Genomic DNA, 20,370 nt, shown 5'->3' with positions numbered 1-20,370 from the left:
TTAGTAGTCCCCGGCGGAAAATTCTCAATGTTTGCAAAACCGATTGCGACACAAAAAGCTAGCAGTCGCTCTTATCTAGCTCGGTTCTGGAAAAGGCAGTGCGGATTCTAACGTAGCAGGCTACCCGAATTGCGCACATCAAGGCCGTTCATAATGATTTTATGAAGTGCTGAAATGAAACAAGGGCAAGACACAGCGCGTCCCGCCCTTGTTTAGACCCTGAATTTATAACGGATCAATTCACCCCAGCCGCATGCGCCTGTTCATCCGCATGATACGAAGACCGCACCATCGCCCCCACCGCCGCATGGGAAAACCCCATCGCATAAGCTTCACGTTCAAACATCGCGAACGTATCCGGGTGCACATACCGCAGCACCGGCAGATGATGCTCCGACGGCTGCAGATACTGCCCGATCGTCAGCATATCCACGTTGTGCTCACGCATATCGCGCATCACCTGCAAGATCTCTTCATCCGTCTCGCCCAATCCCAGCATCAGTCCTGACTTGGTGGGCACTTCCGGATGCAACTTCTTGAATTCGGCCAGCAGCTTCAGCGAATGCATGTAGTCCGAACCCGGACGCGCCTGCTTGTACAAACGCGGCACGGTTTCCAGGTTGTGGTTCATCACATCCGGGGGGCCGGCATTCAGGATGGTCAACGCGCGGTCCAGGCGGCCGCGGAAGTCGGGGACCAGCACTTCGATGCGGGTGGTGGGCGACAGTTCGCGGATGTGGGTGATGCAGTCCACGAAGTGGCCGGCGCCGCCGTCGCGCAGGTCGTCGCGGTCCACCGAGGTGATGACGACGTACGACAGCTTCAACGCGGCGATGGTGCGCGCCAGGTTTTCGGGTTCTTTGGTGTCCAGCGGGTCGGGGCGGCCATGGCCCACATCACAGAACGGGCAGCGGCGGGTGCACTTGTCGCCCATGATCATGAACGTGGCGGTGCCCTTGCCGAAGCATTCGCCGATGTTCGGGCAAGACGCTTCTTCGCAGACCGTGTGCAGGTTGTGCTCGCGCAGGATGCGCTTGATGTCGTAGAAGCGCGAGCCTGGCGCGGCGGCTTTCACGCGGATCCACTCGGGCTTTTTCAGGCGCTCGGCCGGCACGATCTTGATGGGGATGCGCGCCGTCTTGGCTTGCGACTTCTGCTTTTGCGTCGGATCGTAGACGGCTTCCGTGGTGGCGGGAGCGGCGGCGGATTCGTTCGGGGGAACAGCGGACTCGGCAAGCGTAGACATTGGACACCTTCGCAACCGGCGCGCAGGACGGCCCGGTTTAAGACAAAAATGGCATTTTACCCCCGCCGCCGCCTCACGCCTCAAGCGCCGCCTGCCGCACCAACCCGCCCGCCGCTTTGCCCTGGGCCGGCTGGCTGCTTGTCCGCATCGCGCCTTGCAGGCTGAGTTATCGTCTTGCCTGGCAATTTCGCTGAATTTCCCCTAAGCCCTTCTCCATGTCCCTTATTTCCCCGCCCCGCCTTGTTGCCCTGATCGCCCCCCGCCTGGATACCGGCCCTGTCGGTCGTGCCGTTCAAGCTTCTGCGGAGCGGCTGGCGGGCGAAGGCTATTTTCTGGCGGCGGGGCCGTGGCACGACGCCGCCACGTTGCCGCAGTTGGCGGCCTTGCAGCCGGCCGCGGCGCTGGTCATGGGCCCGCTGGACGAGCCCATTCTTCGCGCCGGCCTGGCCGCTATGGAAATTCCGGTGGTGGAAACGTGGAGTGCCTCGGTGCACCCGCTGGATACGGCCGTTGTGATCGACAACGAAGAGGCCGGCCGCATGGCCGCGCGCCATCTGGCGGAAAAGCGGCATGCGTTGGTCGCCTGCATCAGCGCGGACAACCCTTGGGAACGCGCGCGACGCCAGGGGTTTATCAGCGCGGCGGCGGCGCTGGGGCTGGATCGGGTTGCGGACATCGTGCAGCCCGAAGTGCTGCAAATGAACGACGGGCGGATGGCGTTTTTGCGACTGCTGGCCACCAACACGATCTTTGACGCGGTGTTCTGCACGTCGGATCTGCTGGCGGCGGCCGCAGTGTCCGAGGCGCACAACCGCGACCTGCACGTGCCGCAGGATGTGGCGGTGCTGGGTTTCACGGATGACGGCAGTGCGGCGCAATGGGCGCAAGGCCTGACGACGCTGGGCGTAAACGCGGCGGACCTGGGCCGCCGGGCAGCGCAGGTGTTGCTCGACCGGCTACAGGGCGAACTGGCTGCCGGCCAGCATCAGACCTTGGAAGTGACGTTCGAAGCTCGGCTAAGCACGTAGAAAAGCGCGGCGCTGGGCGCATTATCGGGGCGATACCGCTGCTATACCGCTGCTATACCGCTGCGATACCGCCCTACCTTTTCGGCCTGCAAACAACGCGGCAAGCCGATAGTCTGTCGACACCTTCACGCCAGCAGAAACCCCAGACCCTTCAGACCTCGTACAACGCCGGAAAGCCCGCGTCTTCCAGCATGGCGTTGGCTTCCTTCAAGAACCCCGGCGTGGCGGTTTCAGGCACGCGGACCAGCCATTGAACGGCTTCCTGCTTCTTGCCGCGCAGCAGCAGCAAGCGCCCCAGGTGGAACATGCCGCGGAAATCACCGCCCTCGGCGCAGCGCTGATAGCAATCGAAAGCGCGGTCAATGTCCTGCTCGACCACCTCGCCCGCTTCATAGAACCGCCCGACCACGCCAATCGATTTCACATGGCCGCCTTGCGCGGCTTGTTGGTACAAGGCCAGCGCCGCCGCCTTGTTTTGCGTGACGCCGCCCCGGCCGGCGCGCAGCATGTGCGCGTAGTTGTACATGCCCCAGTCCAGGCCACGGTCGGCGGCCAGCCGGAACCAGTACGCCGCGACGGTGTCGTCGGCCGGCACGCCCCAGCCGTTTTCATAGCAGCGGCCCACCATATTGATGGCCATCGGATGGTCGGCATTGGCGGCGCGCTTGAACCAGGCCAGCGCGGCGTCGGGCTGGCGCGCCACGCCCACGCCGTCCAGCAGCATCTGGCCGTAGATGGTCTGGGCTTCGACCATCCCCATGTCAGCCGCGGCGCCGATCCATGCGGCATAGGATTCCGGCGGCCCTTCGCGCAGCTGGGCCAATTGTTCAGGCGTGGTGGCGGCGACATCTGCGGCGGTGTAGGTCTTCAAATCGTGCTCCTTCTACGGCGCCAGGCGTCCGCCAGATTTTGCGCCAGCGCGTCGCCCACGTCGGTCGGCGAGCCTGGCGCGCCACAGGCCGCCATATCGACGGTGCGCAAACCTTCGTAGCCGCAGGGGTTGATGCCCAGGAAAGGCGCCAGATCCATGTCCACGTTCAGCGACACACCATGGTAGGCGCGGCCGTTGCGGATCTTGATGCCCAGCGCGGCAATCTTGGCAAGCTCGCCACTGTCGGGGCCCAGGTCAGGATCGGGCACATACACACCCGGCGCGCCGGGTTTGCGACAGGCGCCATTCACGCCATGCTGGGCAAGCGTGTCGATCACCGCGCTCTCAAGCAGGGTGACGTATTCCTTCACGTACATGTCCACGCGACGCAGGTCGAACAGCGCGTACGCCATGACCTGCCCCGGCCCGTGATAGGTCACTTGACCGCCACGATCGCAATGCACGATGGGGATGTTGCCGGGGTTCAGCACATGTTGCGGCAGGCCGGCCTGGCCCAGCGTATAGACCGGCGCGTGCTCGCAAAGCCAGATCTCGTCAGGCGTATCGGCGCCGCGCAGCGCGGTGTACGCCTGCATGTCCTGCCAGACCGGCAGGTAGTCCGCCGGCCGCGCGAGCCACTTGATCACGGCGATTCCGATTGCACGATTACAGAACGATGGACACCATCGGATGGCCGTGCAAGGCCTTGTACAGGTTGTCCAACTGCTCGCGCGAGGTGGCGCGCACGATGAACGTCAGGCCCATGTAGTTGCCGCCCTTGCTGGGACGCATTTCGACCGTGGCGGCGTCAAAGCCGGGGTCGAATTGCAGCACGACGTCAGTCAGCGTCTGGGCAAATTCGGGATGCTGCTTGCCCATGACCTTGATGGGAAAGTCGCTGGGATATTCGATAAGCGATTCTTCGGGCGGAATATGCATGAGAGTTACCTAGAGAGGTGGTTGCCCCTGAATGTTCTTATATGGGGGCAAGCTGCGCACAGGCAAGGCCGGCCGAAAGAGCGACGGGCGGCTGCGGCAGCCGCCCGGGACAACGGTTTACAGCACGGCGATGCGGGCATCATAACCCGCTCGCAACTGCTCAAAAACAGGGCCGGGCTTGCCCGAACCCACCGGCTTGCCGTCCAGCGAAACGATGGCCAGCACTTCCTTGGTGGCGGAAGACAGCATCAGTTCGTCGGCCGATTCCACCTCTTGCTGGGTGATGCGGCGCGACTCGAACGGGATGCCCGCCGCTTCGGCCAGCTCGCCCATCAGGCCATAGCGAATGCCTTCCAGGATCAGGTTGTTCTTGGGCGGCGCCAGCAGCTTGCCACCCGACACCACCCAGATGTTGGTGGACGACCCCTCGGTCAGGTAGCCATCGCGAAACTGCACGACTTCGTCGGCGTTCGCATCCACCGCCTGCTGCTTGGCCAGCACATTGCCCAGCAGCGACACCGACTTGATCTCGCAGTGCAGCCAGCGTTCGTCGGGAATGCTGATGGCGGTCAGGCCTTGCGCGCGCTGCGCGGCGGGCGGCGGGGACCACGCCGAAATCATCCCAAACACGGTCGGCGCGATGGCGGTAGCGGGAAACTGGTGGTCGCGCTTGGCAACGCCGCGCGTCACCTGCAAGTACACGATGCAGGTGTCCAGATTGGTGCGCGCCAGCAACTGTTCGACCAGATCGACCCAGCCCGCGCGGTCCATCGGCGGCGTGATGCGCAAGGCGGCCAGGCTGCGGTCCAGGCGGTTCAGGTGCTCCGCCATGCGGAACGCCTTGCCTTGGTACACGGGAACGACTTCGTAGATGCCGTCGCCAAAAATAAAACCGCGGTCCAGGACAGAGACTTTCGCCTCGTCGACACGCAGGAACTCGCCGTTGAGATACACCTGGCTTTCGCCCGGCACGCCCGGAATCATGGGGTACTCCTGAAGGATCAAACGTCGCGGACAAGCCCGATGGGCTTGCCTGAAAATGGAAAACGGGCGTTTCGCACGAAACGCCCGCTGCTAGCTTACACCCGTGGCCGCGCGCGTGGCACGGCTCGGTGCGCTTACTGGAACCAGCGCTTGACGGTGTCGACCATACGGCCAAAGAAGCCGGCGCGTTCGACCGCGTCCTGCACGACCAGCGGTTCGGTGCGCAGCACCTTGCCGTCCAGCGTGAATTGCAGCGTGCCCACCTGTTGGCCCTTGGCCAGCGGCGCGATCAGCGGATCGGTGCGCTGGGCAACCGGCTTCAGGTCGCCGGCCTTGCCGCGCGGCACGGCAATCGACACGGGCTTGGGCGGACCCAGCTTCACGTTTTCAGCCGTGCCTTCCCAGACGCGCGCATCGATGCCGGGCTGGCTCTTGTCGAACAGCTTGACGGTGTCGAAGTTCTGGAAGCTCCAGTTCAAGAGTTTCAGGCTTTCTTCGGCACGCGTGGCTTCGCTGTCCGTGCCCACTACCACGACCAGGATGCGGCGGTCGCCGCGCACGGCGGTCGACACCAGGCAGTAGCCGGCCGAATCGGTATGGCCGGTTTTCATGCCGTCCACCGACGGGTCGGCCCACAGCAGGCGGTTGCGGTTGGGCTGCGTGATCTTGTTGTACGTGTAGCTCTTTTGCTTGTAATAGTGGAAGAAGTCCGGGTGATCGGTGATCAGGTGCGCGGACAGCGTGGCCAGGTCGCGCGTGGACGTCATGTGCTGCGGGTCGGGCAGGCCGGTGGCGTTCATGAAGTGCGTGTTCTTCATGCCAAGGCGTTCGGCTTCCTGATTCATCAGCGCGGCAAACGCCGATTCGCTGCCGCCCACGGCTTCGGCCAACGCCACCGAAGCGTCGTTGCCGGACTGCACGATCATGCCCTGATTCAGTTCGTCGACCGTGACGGGCTTGCGCGGTTCGATGAACATGCGCGAACCACCCGTGCGCCAGGCGTGCTCGGACACCGGCACGGTCTGTTCCAGCGTCAGGCGCTTTTCTTCCAGCGCGTTGAACACGACGTAGGCCGTCATGATCTTGGTCAGCGATGCCGGCTCGACCTTCGTGTCGGGGTTGGAAGCGGCCAAGGTCTGGCCGCTGTTCACGTCGATCACGATCCATGCCTTGGCGGCGATGGTGGGTGCCGGCACCGCCGACACGTCACCCACCGGCACCGCGCCCGAGGCTGACGGCGCCGGCGCGGTGGTGCCCGCGGCGGCAGGGGCAGCGGCGGGCGCTTGCTGCGTCCAGGCCGGCATCGAGGCCGCAAGCAGCGCCGACAATACCGCGCCCGTCAGCAGACGGCGGGTAAAGACAGCGGGGGATTGAGCGGAGTAAGGCAAATTCTTCATCGGCAACGTGGGTCCAGGAAAGACGCCCGCCGGCGCGGGGCTAATGGCTGACAATTATAGGCAGGCGATTGGACCCGGCCGGTTCGCGCGGGGTTCCCGGTGCATTTAAAACATGCAACCTGATGCAACCTGCCGTCTTCGTATGGTCGATTCAGTCCAACGCGACCTTCAGCCGCGCCTGGATCAACTGGCGCAGCACCAGCAGCTTGCCGTGAAAGAAATGCGATGCGCCCGGCACCACCACCACCGGTATCGAACGCGGACGCGCCCAGTCCATGGCTTCGGACAGTGGCACCACCTCGTCTTCTTCGCCGTGGACCATCAGCGTGTCGTCAGGAACCTGGACTTCATGCGACTGAAACCGGTTCACCGCCGGCCCCATCAACATCAGCGCGGACGGCAGCTTGGCATCGCCCGCATCCGCCAGCGCCGCGTAGGTTTGCGCCGCGACCGCGGTGCCGAACGAAAAGCCGGCCAGCACCCAGGGTGCCTCGGCCAGTTCGGGATGCAGCTCGCGCATTTGCGTCACCACGGCAAGCATGTCATGGGTTTCGCCGACCGACTTGTCGAACACGCCTTCGGACTGCCCGACGCCGCGAAAGTTGGGGCGCACCGCCACCAGGCCATGCTGCACGCAGGCGCGCGACACGGTGGTGACCACCTTGTTTTCGCGCGCGCCGCCTTGCAGCGGATGCGGATGCAGGACCAGGGCCCAGCCTCGCGGCGTGCCGGCAGGCCAATCGACGGCGCAATCAATGCGGCCGGCGGCGCCGGTGAAGGCGTGGGTATCAGTGCGTGCGGACATGGTTCAACTCAACGTGCAAAAAAGGAAATGGGGAAACGAGGAAACGACGAAACGGATTCAATTGCCGGGCCGTGACCCGGCAGAGGGATTGAATGCGGGCTCGAAGTTCGGTCCGGGCCGGGGGCCGAATCCGCGCCGGGGCGCGGTTTCTGACGTAGCACCGGATGCCACCGCGGAGGCGGGTCCGGACGTGGCGGCGGAGGCGCTTCGCACCGTCGCCGCCAACCATTGCGCCAGCTGATCCGAGGCCTCGTCCGTGGCTTGCCGCAGCGCCGCGACGCCGCCGGCGGCGTCTTGCGTCGGCGTCGGCACGCGCACCGGGATGCGCTTTTGATCGACCACGTTGCGGCCATTGAGCAGCACTGCCTGCAACAGGATGCGCCCTTCGCTGGACCGCCCGTCATCGGCATACACCTGCTCGAACTGCATCAGCGTCAGTTGCAACTGCGGCATCTGAAGATTGACGCGGTCGGCCAGCACGGCGCCCTGACGAGACAAGCGGTCGGTGATGCGCTGGCGCACCAGCTCCGACGGCGACGAGGCCCAGCGGAACGTGGCATACGCCCGGGGCGCGGCGCTGTCGCCCACGCGCCAGATCATGCTGGTGTCAGACAAGGCGGGCGGCGCTTGCACGCTCATGGCGATCGGTGCGCGGGCCGGCAGCGCCGGCACGGGCTTGGCGTCCAACCCCAGATCAAACACCGAAGGCGGCGCCGGCACGCGGCCGATGCCGCAGCCCGCCAAGGTCAGAGTCAGGGTCAGGGTCAATAACAGTACGGCGCTGCGCATCTTCATTTGGGCTGTCTCCCGAATCCGGCAAAGCCGGCTTCGCCGGGCCCGGGCGCAACGGGCGCCGGGCCGAACAAGAACGATTGCGGCGTGCTGTCGACACGGCGCAGGGTGACGGTCGCGCCACGCGCGGCGGCGCTGACGTTGGTGGCCATATTGGTAACGGCGGGCAGGGTTTCGCCGTCCAGGCGCGCGGCGGCCAGCGCAATGTCGTTAAGGCTGCGCGTGGCGACCGACAAGGGGCCGTCGGGCGCATTCAAGCGCGCCAGCGCCTGCCGCGCCTGTTGCGCCAGGTCGGCGATTTCGCGCGCGGCGCGGTCCGCCTGGCGCGACGTCGTGCCCAGCGAGTCGATCAGCGGTCCCAGCTTCGCCATGGTGGGCGCGAGGTCGCGGCTGGCTTGCCGCAGCGACTGCGTGATGTCGGTGGCGTTCTGCAAGGTGGCGGTCAACGCTTGCACGTTCTGTTCGCTGAGCACGCGGCGCAGCTGCTCGGTGGCCTCTTCCACGTTTGATATCAGCTTGCCGCCCCGCTGCTCGATGCGGTCAAGAAAACCGGGGCGCAGCGGAATAGCGGCGGGATGCTCGGCGGACGAGGCCAGGCGCTTCAGCGACGAGCCGTCGTCGCGCAGTTCCACGTTGGACATCCCCGTCACGCCTTGTACGCCCAGCTCTGCCCACGTTGATTCGGTGATGGGCGTATTGGGCGCCACGCCGATGCGGATGCGCACCTGCCCCGGCTTGTTCGGGTTCAGCGCCAAGGACTGCACCTTGCCCACGGGCACGCCTTGATAACGCACCGCCGATTGCGGGTTCAGCCCGCTGACGGCGGTGGCCGACACGATCTCGTACGTTTGCAGCTTGGTGCGGTCCCGCCCGATCCACACGGCGATCAGCGCGGCGGCGGCCAACAGGACCAGCGTGAAGATGCCGGCCATGAGCGCATGACTACGGTTTTCCATGATGCAACCCCTTCGGCGCCAGGTCTCCAAGCGCGCGCAAGCCGCGTTCGCCCAGAAAGAATGTATGAATGAACGGGTGATCGACCTTCAGGACTTCCTGCACCGTGTCGCACACAATCACCCGTTTGTCGGCCAGCACGGCGACACGCGTGGCCAGCGCCAGCAGCGTGTCCAGATCGTGCGTCACCATGACGACGGTAAAACCCAACTGCCGGTGCAGGCTGCGCACCAGGTCCACGAATTCGTCCGAACGCAGCGGGTCCAGCCCGGCGGTAGGTTCGTCCAGGAACAGCAATTCGGGGTCCAGCGACAACGCGCGCGCCAGCGCCACACGCTTGACCATGCCGCCGGACAGGTCCGACGGCCGCTTGTCGGCATCCTTGGCGGATAGGCCGACCATGGCCAGCCGGCACATGACCACATCGCACACCAGGTCTTCGGGCACCGTTCGCAGCTCGCGCAGCGGCAGCGCCACGTTGTCGAACACGGACAGCGCCGAGAACAACGCCCCCGCCTGAAACAACATGCCCCAGCGGTAAGACAGGCGCCGGCGCTCGCCGGGCGACAGGTCGAACAGCGAATGCCCCAGCACTTTGACGGAACCGGCGGCAGGCTGATCCAGACCGATGATTTGCCGCAGCAGCACCGTCTTGCCCGTACCCGATCCGCCCACCAGCACCAGGATTTCGCCGGGGAAGACGGTCAGGTCCAGGTTGTCGTGCACCACATGGTCGCCAAATGCCGTGCGCAGCCCGCGCACCGTGATAACGGGCTCGACGGTGACGCTGTCGTCGGTGAACAGGCGGTTCTGCGTGGCGCTGTTCATCAGATGCCCACCGAACTGAAGATGATGGCGTAGAAGGCGTCCAGCAGGATCACGCCGGTAATTGATGTCACCACGGAGGTGGTTGTGCCCCGACCCAGGCTTTCGGTATTGGGCTGGATGCGCAAGCCAAAGTGACACGCGATCAGCGCGATCAAGATGCCGAAGGTCACGCCCTTGAGGATGCCGATCCAGTAATTGGTCAGCGAGATGGCGTCGGGCAGCGACGTCAGGAACCACTGCGGCGAGATACCCAGCTGCATCTGCGCGGCCAACATGCCGCCCAGCAAGGCCATGGCATCCGTCCACAAGACCAGCAGCGGCATGGTCACCGCCAGCGCCAACACACGCGGCAGGATCAGGCGCTGCCCGTGCGAGATACCCATGACGCGCATGGCGTCCAATTCCTGCGTGACGCGCATCACGCCAATCTGCGCGGTGATTGCGGAACCGGACCGGCCCGCCACCAGAATGGCCGCCAGCACCGGTCCAAGCTCGCGCACGATGGACACGCCCAGCAGCCGCACGATGAAGCGGTCGGCGCCGATCATCTGTAGCTGCTGCGCTGACAGATACGACAGGACCACGCCAATCAGAAACCCCACCAGCGCCGTGATGCCCAGCGCCTGCGCGCCGGTGCGATACACCTGCGCCGAAATCTCGCGCCACGGCCCCAGGCGCGGCCTGCGCAGCATGGCGCCCAGGTCCAGCATCAATTGGCCCAGCATGATCAGCAGCGCCCGGCCGTTTTCGGCGGCTTGCAAGATGGCGCCGCCCAGGCCGCGGATCCAGGCAAAGGTTTCGGGCTTGGGCGGGGCCGTCTGGGCCTCGCCCTTGTTCATGGCCAGCGCGTTGAAAACATCCTGCTGGCCGGCCGACCAGCGCACCCGTTCGGGCAGCTTTTCGCCCCAGGCCTGCCAGATCAGCAAGGCGCCGATGGTGTCCAGCCGGCTGATGCCGTGCAGATCCCAGCGCACGCCTTCCTGGGCCGCGCGGGCCATGGCGGTGCGCCGGCGTTCGACTTCGCCGGCCTGTGCCAGGGCCAGGACGCTCCAGTCGCCCGCCACATGGCAGACTTTTCCGTCCAGACGGAAAGGCGCGGCGGCGGACGCGGACGAAGCGGAATGCGGCATGTAGGCGGGGCACCGGATGCAAAATGTATCGCCAATGATAAACGCTTGCGCCCCGAAAGACCGCGCGTGCCGGCCGCGTGCCCTACAATCGCCGCCATGTCCGAACACGTCCGCCCTATCGACCTGCCCGCGCCGGAAGCCCTGGCCCGCGAGCTAGGCCAGCGCCTGCCTGTATTCCAAGACATCAGCTGGACCGGCAACACCGGGTCGACCAATGCCGATCTGCTGGCGCGAGCCCGCTCGGGGCTTGGCGCGGCCAAACCCTGGCTGTTGGGCACCCATCTGCAAAACGCCGGCCGCGGCCGCGCCGGCCGCCCTTGGCAAAACCGCGCGGGTTCGACGCTAATGTTTTCGTGCGCGTACGACGTGCACCTGCCCGCCGCGCAATTGCCTGCGCTATCTCCCGTGGCCGGCGTCGTCGCCTGCGAGGCGCTGCGCGCCGTTGCCGGGCCGCGTGCGAACGGCCTGTGCATGAAGTGGCCGAACGATGTGCAGTGGCACGACGCCAAGCTGGCCGGGGTTCTGGTGGAAACGACCCGCAATCCAGGTGGCCGCGAGGCCGGTTACACCGTTGTCATCGGCATGGGTGTCAATTTGCGCGACGCGGCCGAGCTGTCCCGCGCGCTGGATCGCGATGTGGCCGACTGGACCCAGGTGCAGGCCGATTCTGACCGCCTGCCCGACGCCGCGGACCTGATCTGCGCCAGCGCCACCGCCTGGCATGACGCGGTTCAAACCTTGGAACGCGAGGGTTTTGCCGCGTTTCAGCATCGTTTTGACCGGGTCGACGCGCTGGCGGGCCGGCCGGTGAACGTGCTGGAAAAAGGCGATATCCTACTTAGCGGCACCGCCTGTGGCGTGGACGCACATGGCCGCCTGCTGGTGCAAACGCCCCAGGGCGCCACACCGATCTCGATCGGTGAAATTTCGATTCGACGCCAAGCATGATTATTCTTATTGATTCCGGCAACAGCCGTTTGAAGGTGGGTTGGCTGGACGCCAGCAACCGCGATATGCCGCGCGAGCCGGCGGCGGTCGCCTTTGACGGCCTGGACCTGGATGCGCTGGATGGCTGGCTGGCCGCACTGCCACGCCGCCCCTTGCGCGCGCTGGGCGTGAACGTGGCCGGCGAAGCCCGCGGCACGGCAATCGCCACCATCCTGCAAAAACACGGTTGCGCCGTGACGTGGTCGCCCTCGCAGGCGACGACGCTGGGGCTGGTCAACAGCTACCGCGTGCCGACGCAATTGGGCGCCGACCGCTGGGCCTCGCTGCTGGGCGTGCTGTCGCGCCTGCCCGGCGCGCACCCGCCCTTCGTACTGGCCAGTTTCGGCACCGCGACCACCATCGACACCGTCGGCCCCGACAACGTGTTCGCGGGCGGCCTGATCCTGCCGGGCCCCGCGATGATGCGCAACGCGCTGGCCCACGGCACCGCCAACCTGCCGATCGCCAACGGCCAGGTCGTGGCCTACCCCGTCGACACGCACGAAGCCATTGCCTCGGGCATTGCCGCCGCCCAGGCGGGCGCGGTGGTGCGCCAATGGCTGGCGGGCCGCCAGCGCTATGGACAGACCCCGCAGATCTACGCGGCGGGCGGCGGCTGGCCCGAAGTGCATCAGGAAATAGAACGCCTGCTGGCCGATGCCGGCGGCGCATTCGGCGCCGCGCCGGTGCCGGTGTACCTGGACCACCCCGTCCTGGACGGCCTGGCCGCGGTCGCCCGCGCCACCCTGGACCTCAACGCCTGAACAAGGCCCGCCATGCGAGTGCTCTTCATCCTGATCCTCTTGGCGAACCTGTGGGTGCTGGCGCTGGGCCAAGGCTGGATCGGCGTGCGCCCGGAAGACGAAGGCCGCGATACAAGGCGGTTTGGTCAGGAATTGAATGCGGATGCGGTGAAGCTGGTGGGGCGGGCGAATTCGTAATATTGCAGGTCGGCGCGTAGAATTGCGCCGCCCCGGGCAAGCCCGCTGGCAGCACGCCCTATTGCGCGACCTGGCCTCCCATCGACGGCCCGCATCGCCGACCAGATTTGAAGGAATGAAATGACATCTGCAGTGCCGATTAGCCAGAAGCCCGCGATGCCCTTCATCGTCGTGTTCCTGGGCTATTTCCTGATCCTCGCGGCCTACGTGAGCTATATGAGTCACCCTACCGGACAGGTCGACGCATTCGCCACTACGGCCCGGGACCTGCTCAAGTTCATCCCGTTAGACCCCGGCAGTTTCATGACCGGCGCAATGAACATCGCCGACAAGGGGTGGATCTCGCCGGAGAACAACTGGATCACCAGTTTCTGGCCGCCCGGCTTCCTGCTGGTTGAAGCGGGGCTGATCAAGCTGATTGGCCTGGACACCCCCTATTTCGTGTACACCATCCAATTGCTGGCGTGCGCCGCATGGGCGGGGGTGCTGGGCAAATTCAACAAGGTGCTGCGCACGTTCGTCGGGGCACCGCTCGCATGGCTGCTTCCGCTGCTGCTCTTCGCGCCGTCCGTTGCCCGGTCCTTCCTGCTAGAGCCCGGCCGTGTCATATATGGCGAAACGTTTTCCATCGCATTTTTCTTCCTGGGCGTGCTGTGCGCACTGCAGGCATGCGCCGTGGCCCAACCGCGCAAGCTCGCCATTGCTGCGGGCGTCAGTATCGGGCTGGCGGCTTACTTCCGATCACAATTCGAATTGTTTGTGCTCGGCCTGACCTTTTGGCTGCTAGTGGCATGGCTATGGAGCCTCGTACGCGCCAAGCACCGACCGGCGAAGAGCCGATGGATGGGTATCGCCCTGACGGTGTTCATTTCTGCCCACGTCGTCATGGCGCCCTGGCGGATTTATCATCAAGTCACCATGGGCAGCCCCAAATGGGTCTACACCGAAACACTGTCGTTTTCGACGTCGGTCATGAGCCGCGAGCACCTGCTCAGCCAGGGCGGCGAATTCATCATCGAGGGCGGTGGCGGCCTGACCTGCCGAATCGACCCCACGACGTGCGGGCGACTAGAGGAAGCGCCCCAACTTTTCGTGCGCACCTTGCTGAGCCACCCGCTGGAATGGCATGCGATCAAATTCGGCATCATCGGCAACTATTTCTACGCCAGCCAGCAAGACATGGGGCGGGCCACAACGCAAGCCACGGGATGGGACACGGTCACGAACATCTTCTTCCTGATCGCCATCATCGTCGCACTCCTGGCGGGCGTGGCGCTGGCGCGCCGGCGGTCGATGTATGCCCCGGTGCTCAATTGGGCCAACGCCACCATCGTGTCTGCGTACTATTTAATCTTTATGGTGCACCAGTATGAGGTCCGCTACTTCTACTTCGGCAAACTGTACGCCACGCTGATCGCTTTGATCGGGCTGACCCTACTTTTCACGCAGCAAAAACACAAGACCAACTAAGCCGATATCGCCATGACAAGCGCAACTGGACATCACCCCGCAGACCCGCCCGAAACTGGCGGAGGCAGCCTGGAAGTCTCCATCGTCATCCCGGTTTATCGCAGCGAATCAATCCTGCCCAAGCTTGTCGCAAAAGTGGCCGAGGTAATGGGCGCGCTACAGATGACGGATCGGTTCGAACTTGTACTGGTCAATGACTGCAGCCCCGACAACAGCTGGAAGGTCATTACCGAGCAAGCAGCGCTACATCCGTTTATCAAGGGTATTTCGCTACGCAAAAATTTTGGCCAGCACAACGCGGTTATGGCCGGCCTGCATCACACGAACGGCCGATACGTAATCCTGATGGACGACGACCTGCAACACCCGCCCAGCGCAATCGGCAAGCTGCTCGACGCGCTGCGTTCGGGCTACGACGTCTGCTACACCAACTATGTCGGCCGGCAGCATGCCTTGTGGAAAAAGGTGGGCAGCAAGTTCAATGATCTTGTCGCCACCTATGCACTGCGCAAGCCCAAAGGCCTGTACCTGTCGTCCTTCAAGGCGCTGCGCCAGGAAGTGGTGCAGGAAGTGATCCGCTACGACGGCCCCTACGCGTACGTAGACGGTCTGATCTTGGACGTCACAAATTCCATCACGTCAGTGGATATCGAGCACCAGGCGCGGCTGGAAGGCGAAGGCAACTACAACCTGCGACGGTCGTTGTCGCTGTGGATGAAGATGCTAACCAGCTTTTCGATTCTGCCTCTGCGCTTTGCCACCTGCGTCGGTTTTTGCATGTCCGCATTCAGTTTAATCATGATCCTGGTGATCACCGTGCAAAAGTTCATGCACCCGGATTACCCCCGCGGCTGGACCTCACTGATCGCCACCATCCTGCTAGTTGGCGGCATCCAGACGTTGTGCTTGGGCATGATCGGTGAGTATCTGGGCCGCGCCTACCTGAAAATCAACCGCAAGCCGCAGTTCGTAGTGGCTCGCACGACCTTCAAGAAAAGCACACCGGCCGCCGTCCTGCCTGCCGCTCAAACCGATCATCATGTCTAGATGGAAAAACGAGGTGGGTCGATTGATGCGCTACGCCATCAGCGGTGGCCTAAACACAGTGGTCGGGTTTGGCATCATCTTCGCATTGATGGGGTTGGGCGTCTCTGCTGTGCTCGCCAACATCATCGGCTACACCGTAGGCTTCATTCAGAGCTTTTTCTTTTCCAAAAAGTTCGTTTTTCGAAGTGATGGAAAGATGGCTAGCGAAGGGCTGCGCTATCTTTATATGTTCGTGATCTGCTTTTTGTTGAACCTGGCGGTCCTGAAGATTTTGCTGGCTTACGACGTTAGACCTTTGCTGGCGCAGCTGGCCGCCGCTTGCACGTACAGCGGCTTCATGTATGTGCTGTCTGCCTGGCTGGTATTCCGCCCGAAACGACAGGACGACATCTAGCCCGGCCGCTGACCTTTTCTGGCATTGCCAACGTAGCATTTCCCCAGGAGATAATAATGATTCACCCATCCGCCATTGTGTCCTCAAAGGCAAAGATCGGCAGCAATGTCACGATCGGCCCCTTCACCATCATTCACGACAACGTCCAACTGGGCGACGGCACGAGCATCGGCTCGAATTGCGAGATCGGGCACCCGACACCGCTTGCAAAGGGCCAACCCCTAGTGATCGGAGCGAACAGCTTGATTCGTTCGCATAGCGTGTTCTACGAAGGATCTACCTTCGGCGAAAAGCTGGTTACTGGCCATCGCGTTACGGTGCGTGAAGGCACTCAGGCTGGCAAAAACCTGCAGATTGGCACCCTGAGCGATATCCAGGGCACATGCCAGATCGGTGACTACGTCCGCTTCCATAGCAATGTGCACATCGGCCAGCAGTCGAAGATCGGTAACTACGTATGGATCTTTCCGTACGTCGTGCTGACCAACGACCCCCATCCCCCGAGCGACATCATGCAAGGTGCCACGCTTGAAGACTATGTCGCCATCGCAACCATGTCGATCATTCTGCCCGGGGTCACCGTCAAGCAAGGCGCGCTGGTGGGTGCCCATAGCTCGGTCAACCGGGATGTGGAACCGGATACCGTTGTAGCTGGCAGCCCGGCCAAGCTGATCTGCGAGACCAGCAAGATCAAGCTGAAGGATGGCTCGCAGGCCAGTGCTTATCCTTGGCGCAGGCACTTCCATCGCGGCTACCCGGAGGCGGTCGTCGCCGCATGGTTGAATGAGTTTCCCCGCGACGCGAGCTGAGCGTCATCGTCGCCAGGCGCGTAACGGTCAGCACAACCAGGGAGTGAGCGCCTGCATCGTGCGGGCGGTCGCTCCAGCATGCCGCGCAGACCACCGTCGAGCTGCTTGGCCGGCTGCCTGACGCGACCCACTATTGACGAGCAGCGCCAAAGCCGTATCGACAGCAGTTGAAGCGTTCTCTGTTCGCAGAGCGGCGCCCGCCGCAATCGCGTCTTCGGCCGCTTGCAGGAAATTAAACGTGTGCGGCCCTACGATGACCGGCACTCCCGCCGCACACGCTTCGATCAGATTCTGGCCGCCCAGCGGCGCAAAGCTGCCTGCCACGATGGCCACGTCTGACGCCGCGTAGTAGAAGGCCATCTCCCCCAGCGTGTCGCCAAGCAGCACAGACGTTTGCGCCTCGGGTTCGCTGCCGCTGCTACGCCGGACGAACGGCAATTGCGCGTCGCTCAACTGTTGAGCCGCCTCGTCAAAACGTTGCGGGTGACGCGGAATCAGGACGAACAGCGGCGCGCCCGGCTGGCCGCTACGGCGTTTAATGGCCTCGATGAAGAGCGCGTCCTCGCCCTCGCGCGTGCTGGCAATTGCGATCACCTGGCGGCCCAGATGGGTGCGCCATGCCTTACCCGCCTGGACCTGTGCCGCGGGCAACACCAAGTCGAATTTCAGGTTTCCGGTGACGATGGGCTCGGGCGCGCCCGCGTGCTTCAGACGCCCCGCGTCTTCGGCGGTTTGCGCCAACACCAAATCCAGCCCGGCCAGCGCTTCGCGCATCACGCTGCCCATGCGCCCAGCCTGCCGCAATGACGACGCGGAATAGCGGGCGCTGACCAGCGCCATGGGTACCAGCGCACGTCGTGCGGCGGCCAGCAGGTTCGGCCATATCTCGCGTTCGATGAGCAAGCCGCAGCGCGGCTGATAGCCCTGCATGAATCGGCGGGTCGCGCCTGGAAAATCGTAAGGCAGCCAAACCTGACGCAACTGCCCCCGCGCGATGGCATCGGCGAACAAACGCTGCCCCTCAGCACGGCCGGTGGCGGTCATATGGGTCAAGAGTACGGGCAGACCACGGTCAAGCAAGGCGTGCAGCAGCGGCTGTGCGGCACGCGTCTCGCCCAGGCTGACGGCGTGCACCCAGACGGGCGTTGACCAGGAGAAACGGGCAGAAATGGGATCAGAAGCGGACGCGAAACCGACCGAAGTTGAAGCAGAAGCCGACGCCGGAACTAAACCTGAAGCTGAAGGTGGTGATTCAACCGCGTGGCCGAAACGTTCACGCGAGAACACGCCCCACTCGCCGCCGGCACGCTTGGCGCGACGCGCCATCCATAACCAGAGCAGCGGGGCCAACGCCCGCAGTGCCAGCGTGTAGACGCAGCGGTTCATGTCACTGCGCGGCCAGCGCCTGCTCAACCGAGGCCATCACCGCTTCGCGCGATGGGGACGCACCGCGGTCGCCCAGGCTGGCCGTGTAGTTCGACCCGACCAGCGGGGTGCGAACGGGGGTGGAAGCGCGGTAGATGCCGATGGTCGGGCGGCCCAGCGCCGCCGACAGATGCGTAAGCCCGCTGTCCAGGCCCACCATCAGGCGCGATCCTGCCAGCAGCCGCGCCACGTCGGTCAGATCCATGCGCGGCATCACTTCGGCGCCTTCCATGCCGGCCACGAGCAGGCTTGCGCGCTCGGCCTCGGCGTCATTGCCCGCCAGCAGTTTCAGGGTGCAGCCGGCTTCGCGCAGGCGGCGGAATACCGCGCGCCAATCCTCTTCGGGCCAGAGTTTGTCGTCGCGGCTGGCCGACGGCATGATCACCGCGTAACCCCGGTCATTGTCCAAATGATGCAGGCGCGGCAGTTCGGCGGCGTTCAGGCCGTCGCTGCCGACTTCAACCACGGGTTCCACGGGCTGACTGGCCTGCCGCACGAAATTCTGCAATCCAAAGTCCGGCAGCCCGGCATGCTGGTAGCCAAAGGTCAGCGCGGCCAACTTGCGCTGTCGGATCACGGCAGGCTGCCAGAATTCCACGCGGTGCCGCACGTTGTAGAACAGCGACGCCAAGGGCTCACGCGCCGACCGCCAATCCAGCCCGTGCCGCACGCCGCGCGCCTGACGCACCAGCCAAGCAGATTTCAGCAGCGCCTGCATATCCAGCACGATGTCGTATTGCGTGGACCGCAGGCGTTCTTTAAGCGCGCGGCGCTCGAAGCGCACCTGCGACGACCACCACGACTTGCGCCAGCGCCGATGGGCGACCTTGATGACTTCATTGACGGCCGGATGCCACGACGGGATCTCGGCAAACGCTTCCTCGACGATCCAATCGATCTGTGCGTCAGGCACATGCCGGGCAATATCGGTGATTGCCGGAAGCATGTGGACGAGGTCGCCCAAGGAGGAGGTGCGAACGATGAGAATTCGTGTGGGCATAATGATTCGAGCTTGGCGCCGCCCTCGACCCGATGTTGGCAGGCGCCGTTCAACGCAGCCCGCACTGTACAACAACATTGCTGGTTACAGCGACGCCCGCTCCAGCCAACCCATTGCCCCAAATTCCGGGCAGTGGTGGTTAAGGAAACCGGTGCCGGTCAATGGCGCTTTTTCTTCTTTACGATCATCCACTTGGGCATGCGAAACAGCACCAGGCGGCGATAAAGCACCACATAGGTGGTGGAGAAAACTGCCGTGAAGAACATTAACAGATAGGGCTGCTGCCAGAACAATACGGCGGGTATGACCGCCAACGACGAAAGCAACCACAGGTACGGCGACGTCATGGAATTGCGCTGCGTCTGATGCCGCATTTCGCGCGAGCCGATGGCCCAGCGCACAAGGCGCTTGTAGACCAGCATATGCAGGTGCACCCCGTCCGGAGCGCCGGGCGAGCGGCCACGCAGCCACTTTTTGCGATAGATGGAAAACAGGGTTTCGAATACCGGATAAATACACAGCAGCAACGGAAACCATGCCGACACTTCCGGGTGACGCGCCAACATCAGCACTGACAACTCACCGATCATGAACCCCAGGAAGTAAGCACCGCCGTCCCCAAGGAATATGTGCCCGTGCGGGTAATTCCAAACCAGGAATCCAATAATGCCGCCCAGCGTGCTCAATGCCACGATCAACAAAAACCGATCGCCGAGATAAAACGAGACGTAGGCAAACCCGGCCAAGATCATTGCGGACACCACGGCCGCCAGGCCGTTATACCCGTCGATAATGTTTATGGCATTGGCGGCACCCCCGATGGCAATGGAGGTAAAAATCAACGAAATAAGGCCGAACTGCAACAGCCAGTCGATTCCGATAATGTCGACACGCGTCACGGCCGCGCCAAGCAGATAATAGGCAAGAGCACCCGACATTATGGCAAGTCCAAGCCGCACCAAAACCCGCACTTGTTTGGTCAGATCCTCGGCGAAGCCCCCTAGAAATGCCGGCATCGAGGCCGCCAACAGCAGCACCATGTTCGGAAGGACGTCCGGCTCGCGCACTGCCACCAAGGCGCACGTGACGCCGCTGGCGATCAGCAAGGACAGTCCGCCGATGCGGGGCACAGGCTTCGAATGGTACTTCTGCACGCCCTCCAGATCGTGGTCAGCCGTCAGGCCGTCGTGCCAGGAACGGTAGCGAACGATCAGCAAGGTCGAAAACAACGAAACCAGAAACGCTACAAGAACGTACAGCATAAAAAACCGCGCCGGAGGGAGAATCGCGGAATTGTAGCGTCAGACGCAGACAAGGCATGAA

Annotated in this window: 21 protein-coding genes and 1 pseudogene; 8 read left to right on the top strand and 14 right to left on the bottom strand. The window is 63.7% G+C overall.

The window, feature by feature from the left end; translation table 11 throughout:
• Positions 1 to 235: 235 nt before the first annotated feature.
• On the bottom strand, positions 236 to 1,246 hold the full coding sequence (gene lipA, locus V6F88_RS11205; RefSeq protein WP_332609539.1) for a lipoyl synthase: 1,011 nt from the start codon (positions 1,244 to 1,246) through the stop codon (positions 236 to 238).
• A 215-nt stretch (positions 1,247 to 1,461) separates the two neighbouring features.
• Here lipA and V6F88_RS11200 point away from each other — a divergent pair, with 215 nt between their 5' ends.
• The gene (locus V6F88_RS11200) at positions 1,462 to 2,274 is read left to right on the top strand and encodes a LacI family DNA-binding transcriptional regulator (RefSeq protein ID WP_332609538.1); all 813 of its coding nucleotides are present in this window, start codon (positions 1,462 to 1,464) and stop codon (positions 2,272 to 2,274) included.
• 151 nt (positions 2,275 to 2,425) lie between these two features.
• On the opposite strand, the gene V6F88_RS11195 is transcribed toward V6F88_RS11200, so the two are convergent.
• The 10 genes and pseudogenes from V6F88_RS11195 to V6F88_RS11150 all read right to left on the bottom strand — a co-directional run bounded on the left by V6F88_RS11195 (position 2,426) and on the right by V6F88_RS11150 (position 10,974).
• Complete coding sequence (locus V6F88_RS11195) at positions 2,426 to 3,145, bottom strand: tetratricopeptide repeat protein (RefSeq protein ID WP_332609537.1); 720 nt, start codon at positions 3,143 to 3,145, stop codon at positions 2,426 to 2,428.
• Positions 3,142 to 3,792, bottom strand: a complete 651-nt coding sequence (lipB, locus tag V6F88_RS11190) for a lipoyl(octanoyl) transferase LipB (RefSeq protein ID WP_332609536.1) — start codon at positions 3,790 to 3,792, stop codon at positions 3,142 to 3,144. Before lipB ends, V6F88_RS11195 begins: the two co-directional genes overlap by 4 nt.
• Positions 3,793 to 3,811: 19 nt before the next feature.
• Positions 3,812 to 4,084 (bottom strand): YbeD family protein, encoded by a 273-nt coding sequence (locus V6F88_RS11185; protein WP_006216435.1) that lies wholly within the window; start codon positions 4,082 to 4,084, stop codon positions 3,812 to 3,814.
• A 117-nt stretch (positions 4,085 to 4,201) separates the two neighbouring features.
• Positions 4,202 to 5,068, bottom strand: coding sequence for a D-amino acid aminotransferase (locus V6F88_RS11180; RefSeq protein ID WP_332609534.1), 867 nt, complete (start codon positions 5,066 to 5,068; stop codon positions 4,202 to 4,204).
• A gap of 134 nt (positions 5,069 to 5,202) precedes the next feature.
• Positions 5,203 to 6,465 carry a D-alanyl-D-alanine carboxypeptidase family protein gene (locus V6F88_RS11175; RefSeq protein WP_332609533.1) on the bottom strand — a complete coding sequence of 421 codons (1,263 nt, stop codon included), beginning with the start codon at positions 6,463 to 6,465 and terminating at the stop codon, positions 5,203 to 5,205.
• Positions 6,466 to 6,616: 151 nt separating this feature from the next.
• Positions 6,617 to 7,270, bottom strand: coding sequence for an alpha/beta hydrolase (locus V6F88_RS11170; protein WP_332609531.1), 654 nt, complete (start codon positions 7,268 to 7,270; stop codon positions 6,617 to 6,619).
• A gap of 195 nt (positions 7,271 to 7,465) precedes the next feature.
• Positions 7,466 to 8,065: pseudogene (locus V6F88_RS11165) on the bottom strand (ABC-type transport auxiliary lipoprotein family protein); the annotation flags it as partial.
• Positions 8,062 to 9,018, bottom strand: coding sequence for an MlaD family protein (locus V6F88_RS11160; protein WP_332609529.1), 957 nt, complete (start codon positions 9,016 to 9,018; stop codon positions 8,062 to 8,064). The pseudogene V6F88_RS11165 and the gene V6F88_RS11160, both read right to left, overlap by 4 nt.
• Complete coding sequence (locus V6F88_RS11155) at positions 9,005 to 9,844, bottom strand: ABC transporter ATP-binding protein (RefSeq protein WP_046802952.1); 840 nt, start codon at positions 9,842 to 9,844, stop codon at positions 9,005 to 9,007. Before V6F88_RS11155 ends, V6F88_RS11160 begins: the two co-directional genes overlap by 14 nt.
• Positions 9,844 to 10,974, bottom strand: a complete 1,131-nt coding sequence (locus tag V6F88_RS11150; RefSeq protein WP_120157284.1) for an MlaE family ABC transporter permease — start codon at positions 10,972 to 10,974, stop codon at positions 9,844 to 9,846. Before V6F88_RS11150 ends, V6F88_RS11155 begins: the two co-directional genes overlap by 1 nt.
• 96 nt (positions 10,975 to 11,070) lie before the next feature.
• Between V6F88_RS11150 and V6F88_RS11145 the strand changes: the two genes are divergently transcribed.
• From V6F88_RS11145 to V6F88_RS11115, 7 genes are all read left to right on the top strand, one after another.
• A complete protein-coding gene (locus tag V6F88_RS11145) occupies positions 11,071 to 11,922 on the top strand; it encodes a biotin--[acetyl-CoA-carboxylase] ligase (protein WP_332609527.1) in 852 nt (283 codons plus the stop codon).
• Positions 11,919 to 12,725, top strand: a complete 807-nt coding sequence (locus V6F88_RS11140) for a type III pantothenate kinase (RefSeq protein ID WP_319307564.1) — start codon at positions 11,919 to 11,921, stop codon at positions 12,723 to 12,725. Before V6F88_RS11145 ends, V6F88_RS11140 begins: the two co-directional genes overlap by 4 nt.
• Before the next feature lie 12 nt (positions 12,726 to 12,737).
• Positions 12,738 to 12,902 (top strand): hypothetical protein, encoded by a 165-nt coding sequence (locus V6F88_RS11135; protein WP_332609525.1) that lies wholly within the window; start codon positions 12,738 to 12,740, stop codon positions 12,900 to 12,902.
• A 156-nt stretch (positions 12,903 to 13,058) separates the two neighbouring features.
• Complete coding sequence (locus tag V6F88_RS11130; RefSeq protein ID WP_332609524.1) at positions 13,059 to 14,372, top strand: hypothetical protein; 1,314 nt, start codon at positions 13,059 to 13,061, stop codon at positions 14,370 to 14,372.
• Between the two features lie 12 nt (positions 14,373 to 14,384).
• Positions 14,385 to 15,419, top strand: coding sequence for a glycosyltransferase family 2 protein (locus V6F88_RS11125; RefSeq protein ID WP_104142534.1), 1,035 nt, complete (start codon positions 14,385 to 14,387; stop codon positions 15,417 to 15,419).
• A 25-nt stretch (positions 15,420 to 15,444) separates the two neighbouring features.
• A complete protein-coding gene (locus tag V6F88_RS11120; protein WP_189371405.1) occupies positions 15,445 to 15,813 on the top strand; it encodes a GtrA family protein in 369 nt (122 codons plus the stop codon).
• A 56-nt stretch (positions 15,814 to 15,869) separates the two neighbouring features.
• On the top strand, positions 15,870 to 16,622 hold the full coding sequence (locus tag V6F88_RS11115; RefSeq protein ID WP_104142531.1) for an acyltransferase: 753 nt from the start codon (positions 15,870 to 15,872) through the stop codon (positions 16,620 to 16,622).
• A 27-nt stretch (positions 16,623 to 16,649) separates the two neighbouring features.
• Here the strand turns inward: V6F88_RS11115 and V6F88_RS11110 are convergent, their stop codons facing one another.
• From V6F88_RS11110 to V6F88_RS11100, 3 genes are all read right to left on the bottom strand, one after another.
• On the bottom strand, positions 16,650 to 18,008 hold the full coding sequence (locus V6F88_RS11110) for a 3-deoxy-D-manno-octulosonic acid transferase (RefSeq protein ID WP_332609521.1): 1,359 nt from the start codon (positions 18,006 to 18,008) through the stop codon (positions 16,650 to 16,652).
• A gap of 1 nt (position 18,009) precedes the next feature.
• Positions 18,010 to 19,047 (bottom strand): lipopolysaccharide heptosyltransferase I, encoded by a 1,038-nt coding sequence (gene waaC / locus V6F88_RS11105; protein WP_332609520.1) that lies wholly within the window; start codon positions 19,045 to 19,047, stop codon positions 18,010 to 18,012.
• 158 nt (positions 19,048 to 19,205) lie between these two features.
• Positions 19,206 to 20,309, bottom strand: coding sequence for an MraY family glycosyltransferase (locus V6F88_RS11100; protein ID WP_219991416.1), 1,104 nt, complete (start codon positions 20,307 to 20,309; stop codon positions 19,206 to 19,208).
• Between the last annotated feature and the right edge of the window lie 61 nt (positions 20,310 to 20,370).

Source organism: Achromobacter sp. ESBL13 (assembly GCF_036668755.1).
Taxonomy (GTDB): domain Bacteria; phylum Pseudomonadota; class Gammaproteobacteria; order Burkholderiales; family Burkholderiaceae_B; genus Achromobacter.
This window is presented reverse-complemented; position numbering and strand designations above follow the sequence as displayed.

What these genes read in the sequence shown, in the direction of transcription:
- V6F88_RS11155 (WP_046802952.1), bottom strand. Translation starts at nt 9,844, where the DNA reads ATGAACAGCGCCACGCAGAACCGCCTGTTCACCGACGACAGCGTCACC.
- V6F88_RS11145 (WP_332609527.1), top strand. Translation starts at nt 11,071, where the DNA reads ATGTCCGAACACGTCCGCCCTATCGACCTGCCCGCGCCGGAAGCCCTG.
- V6F88_RS11115 (WP_104142531.1), top strand. Translation starts at nt 15,870, where the DNA reads ATGATTCACCCATCCGCCATTGTGTCCTCAAAGGCAAAGATCGGCAGC.
- waaC (WP_332609520.1), bottom strand. Translation starts at nt 19,047, where the DNA reads ATGCCCACACGAATTCTCATCGTTCGCACCTCCTCCTTGGGCGACCTC.
- V6F88_RS11100 (WP_219991416.1), bottom strand. Translation starts at nt 20,309, where the DNA reads ATGCTGTACGTTCTTGTAGCGTTTCTGGTTTCGTTGTTTTCGACCTTG.
- V6F88_RS11125 (WP_104142534.1), top strand. Translation starts at nt 14,385, where the DNA reads ATGACAAGCGCAACTGGACATCACCCCGCAGACCCGCCCGAAACTGGC.
- V6F88_RS11140 (WP_319307564.1), top strand. Translation starts at nt 11,919, where the DNA reads ATGATTATTCTTATTGATTCCGGCAACAGCCGTTTGAAGGTGGGTTGG.
- V6F88_RS11120 (WP_189371405.1), top strand. Translation starts at nt 15,445, where the DNA reads ATGCGCTACGCCATCAGCGGTGGCCTAAACACAGTGGTCGGGTTTGGC.
- V6F88_RS11130 (WP_332609524.1), top strand. Translation starts at nt 13,059, where the DNA reads ATGCCCTTCATCGTCGTGTTCCTGGGCTATTTCCTGATCCTCGCGGCC.
- V6F88_RS11160 (WP_332609529.1), bottom strand. Translation starts at nt 9,018, where the DNA reads ATGGAAAACCGTAGTCATGCGCTCATGGCCGGCATCTTCACGCTGGTC.
- V6F88_RS11200 (WP_332609538.1), top strand. Translation starts at nt 1,462, where the DNA reads ATGTCCCTTATTTCCCCGCCCCGCCTTGTTGCCCTGATCGCCCCCCGC.
- V6F88_RS11110 (WP_332609521.1), bottom strand. Translation starts at nt 18,008, where the DNA reads ATGAACCGCTGCGTCTACACGCTGGCACTGCGGGCGTTGGCCCCGCTG.
- V6F88_RS11150 (WP_120157284.1), bottom strand. Translation starts at nt 10,974, where the DNA reads ATGCCGCATTCCGCTTCGTCCGCGTCCGCCGCCGCGCCTTTCCGTCTG.
- V6F88_RS11185 (WP_006216435.1), bottom strand. Translation starts at nt 4,084, where the DNA reads ATGCATATTCCGCCCGAAGAATCGCTTATCGAATATCCCAGCGACTTT.
- V6F88_RS11170 (WP_332609531.1), bottom strand. Translation starts at nt 7,270, where the DNA reads ATGTCCGCACGCACTGATACCCACGCCTTCACCGGCGCCGCCGGCCGC.
- lipA (WP_332609539.1), bottom strand. Translation starts at nt 1,246, where the DNA reads ATGTCTACGCTTGCCGAGTCCGCTGTTCCCCCGAACGAATCCGCCGCC.
- V6F88_RS11180 (WP_332609534.1), bottom strand. Translation starts at nt 5,068, where the DNA reads ATGATTCCGGGCGTGCCGGGCGAAAGCCAGGTGTATCTCAACGGCGAG.
- V6F88_RS11175 (WP_332609533.1), bottom strand. Translation starts at nt 6,465, where the DNA reads ATGAAGAATTTGCCTTACTCCGCTCAATCCCCCGCTGTCTTTACCCGC.
- V6F88_RS11135 (WP_332609525.1), top strand. Translation starts at nt 12,738, where the DNA reads ATGCGAGTGCTCTTCATCCTGATCCTCTTGGCGAACCTGTGGGTGCTG.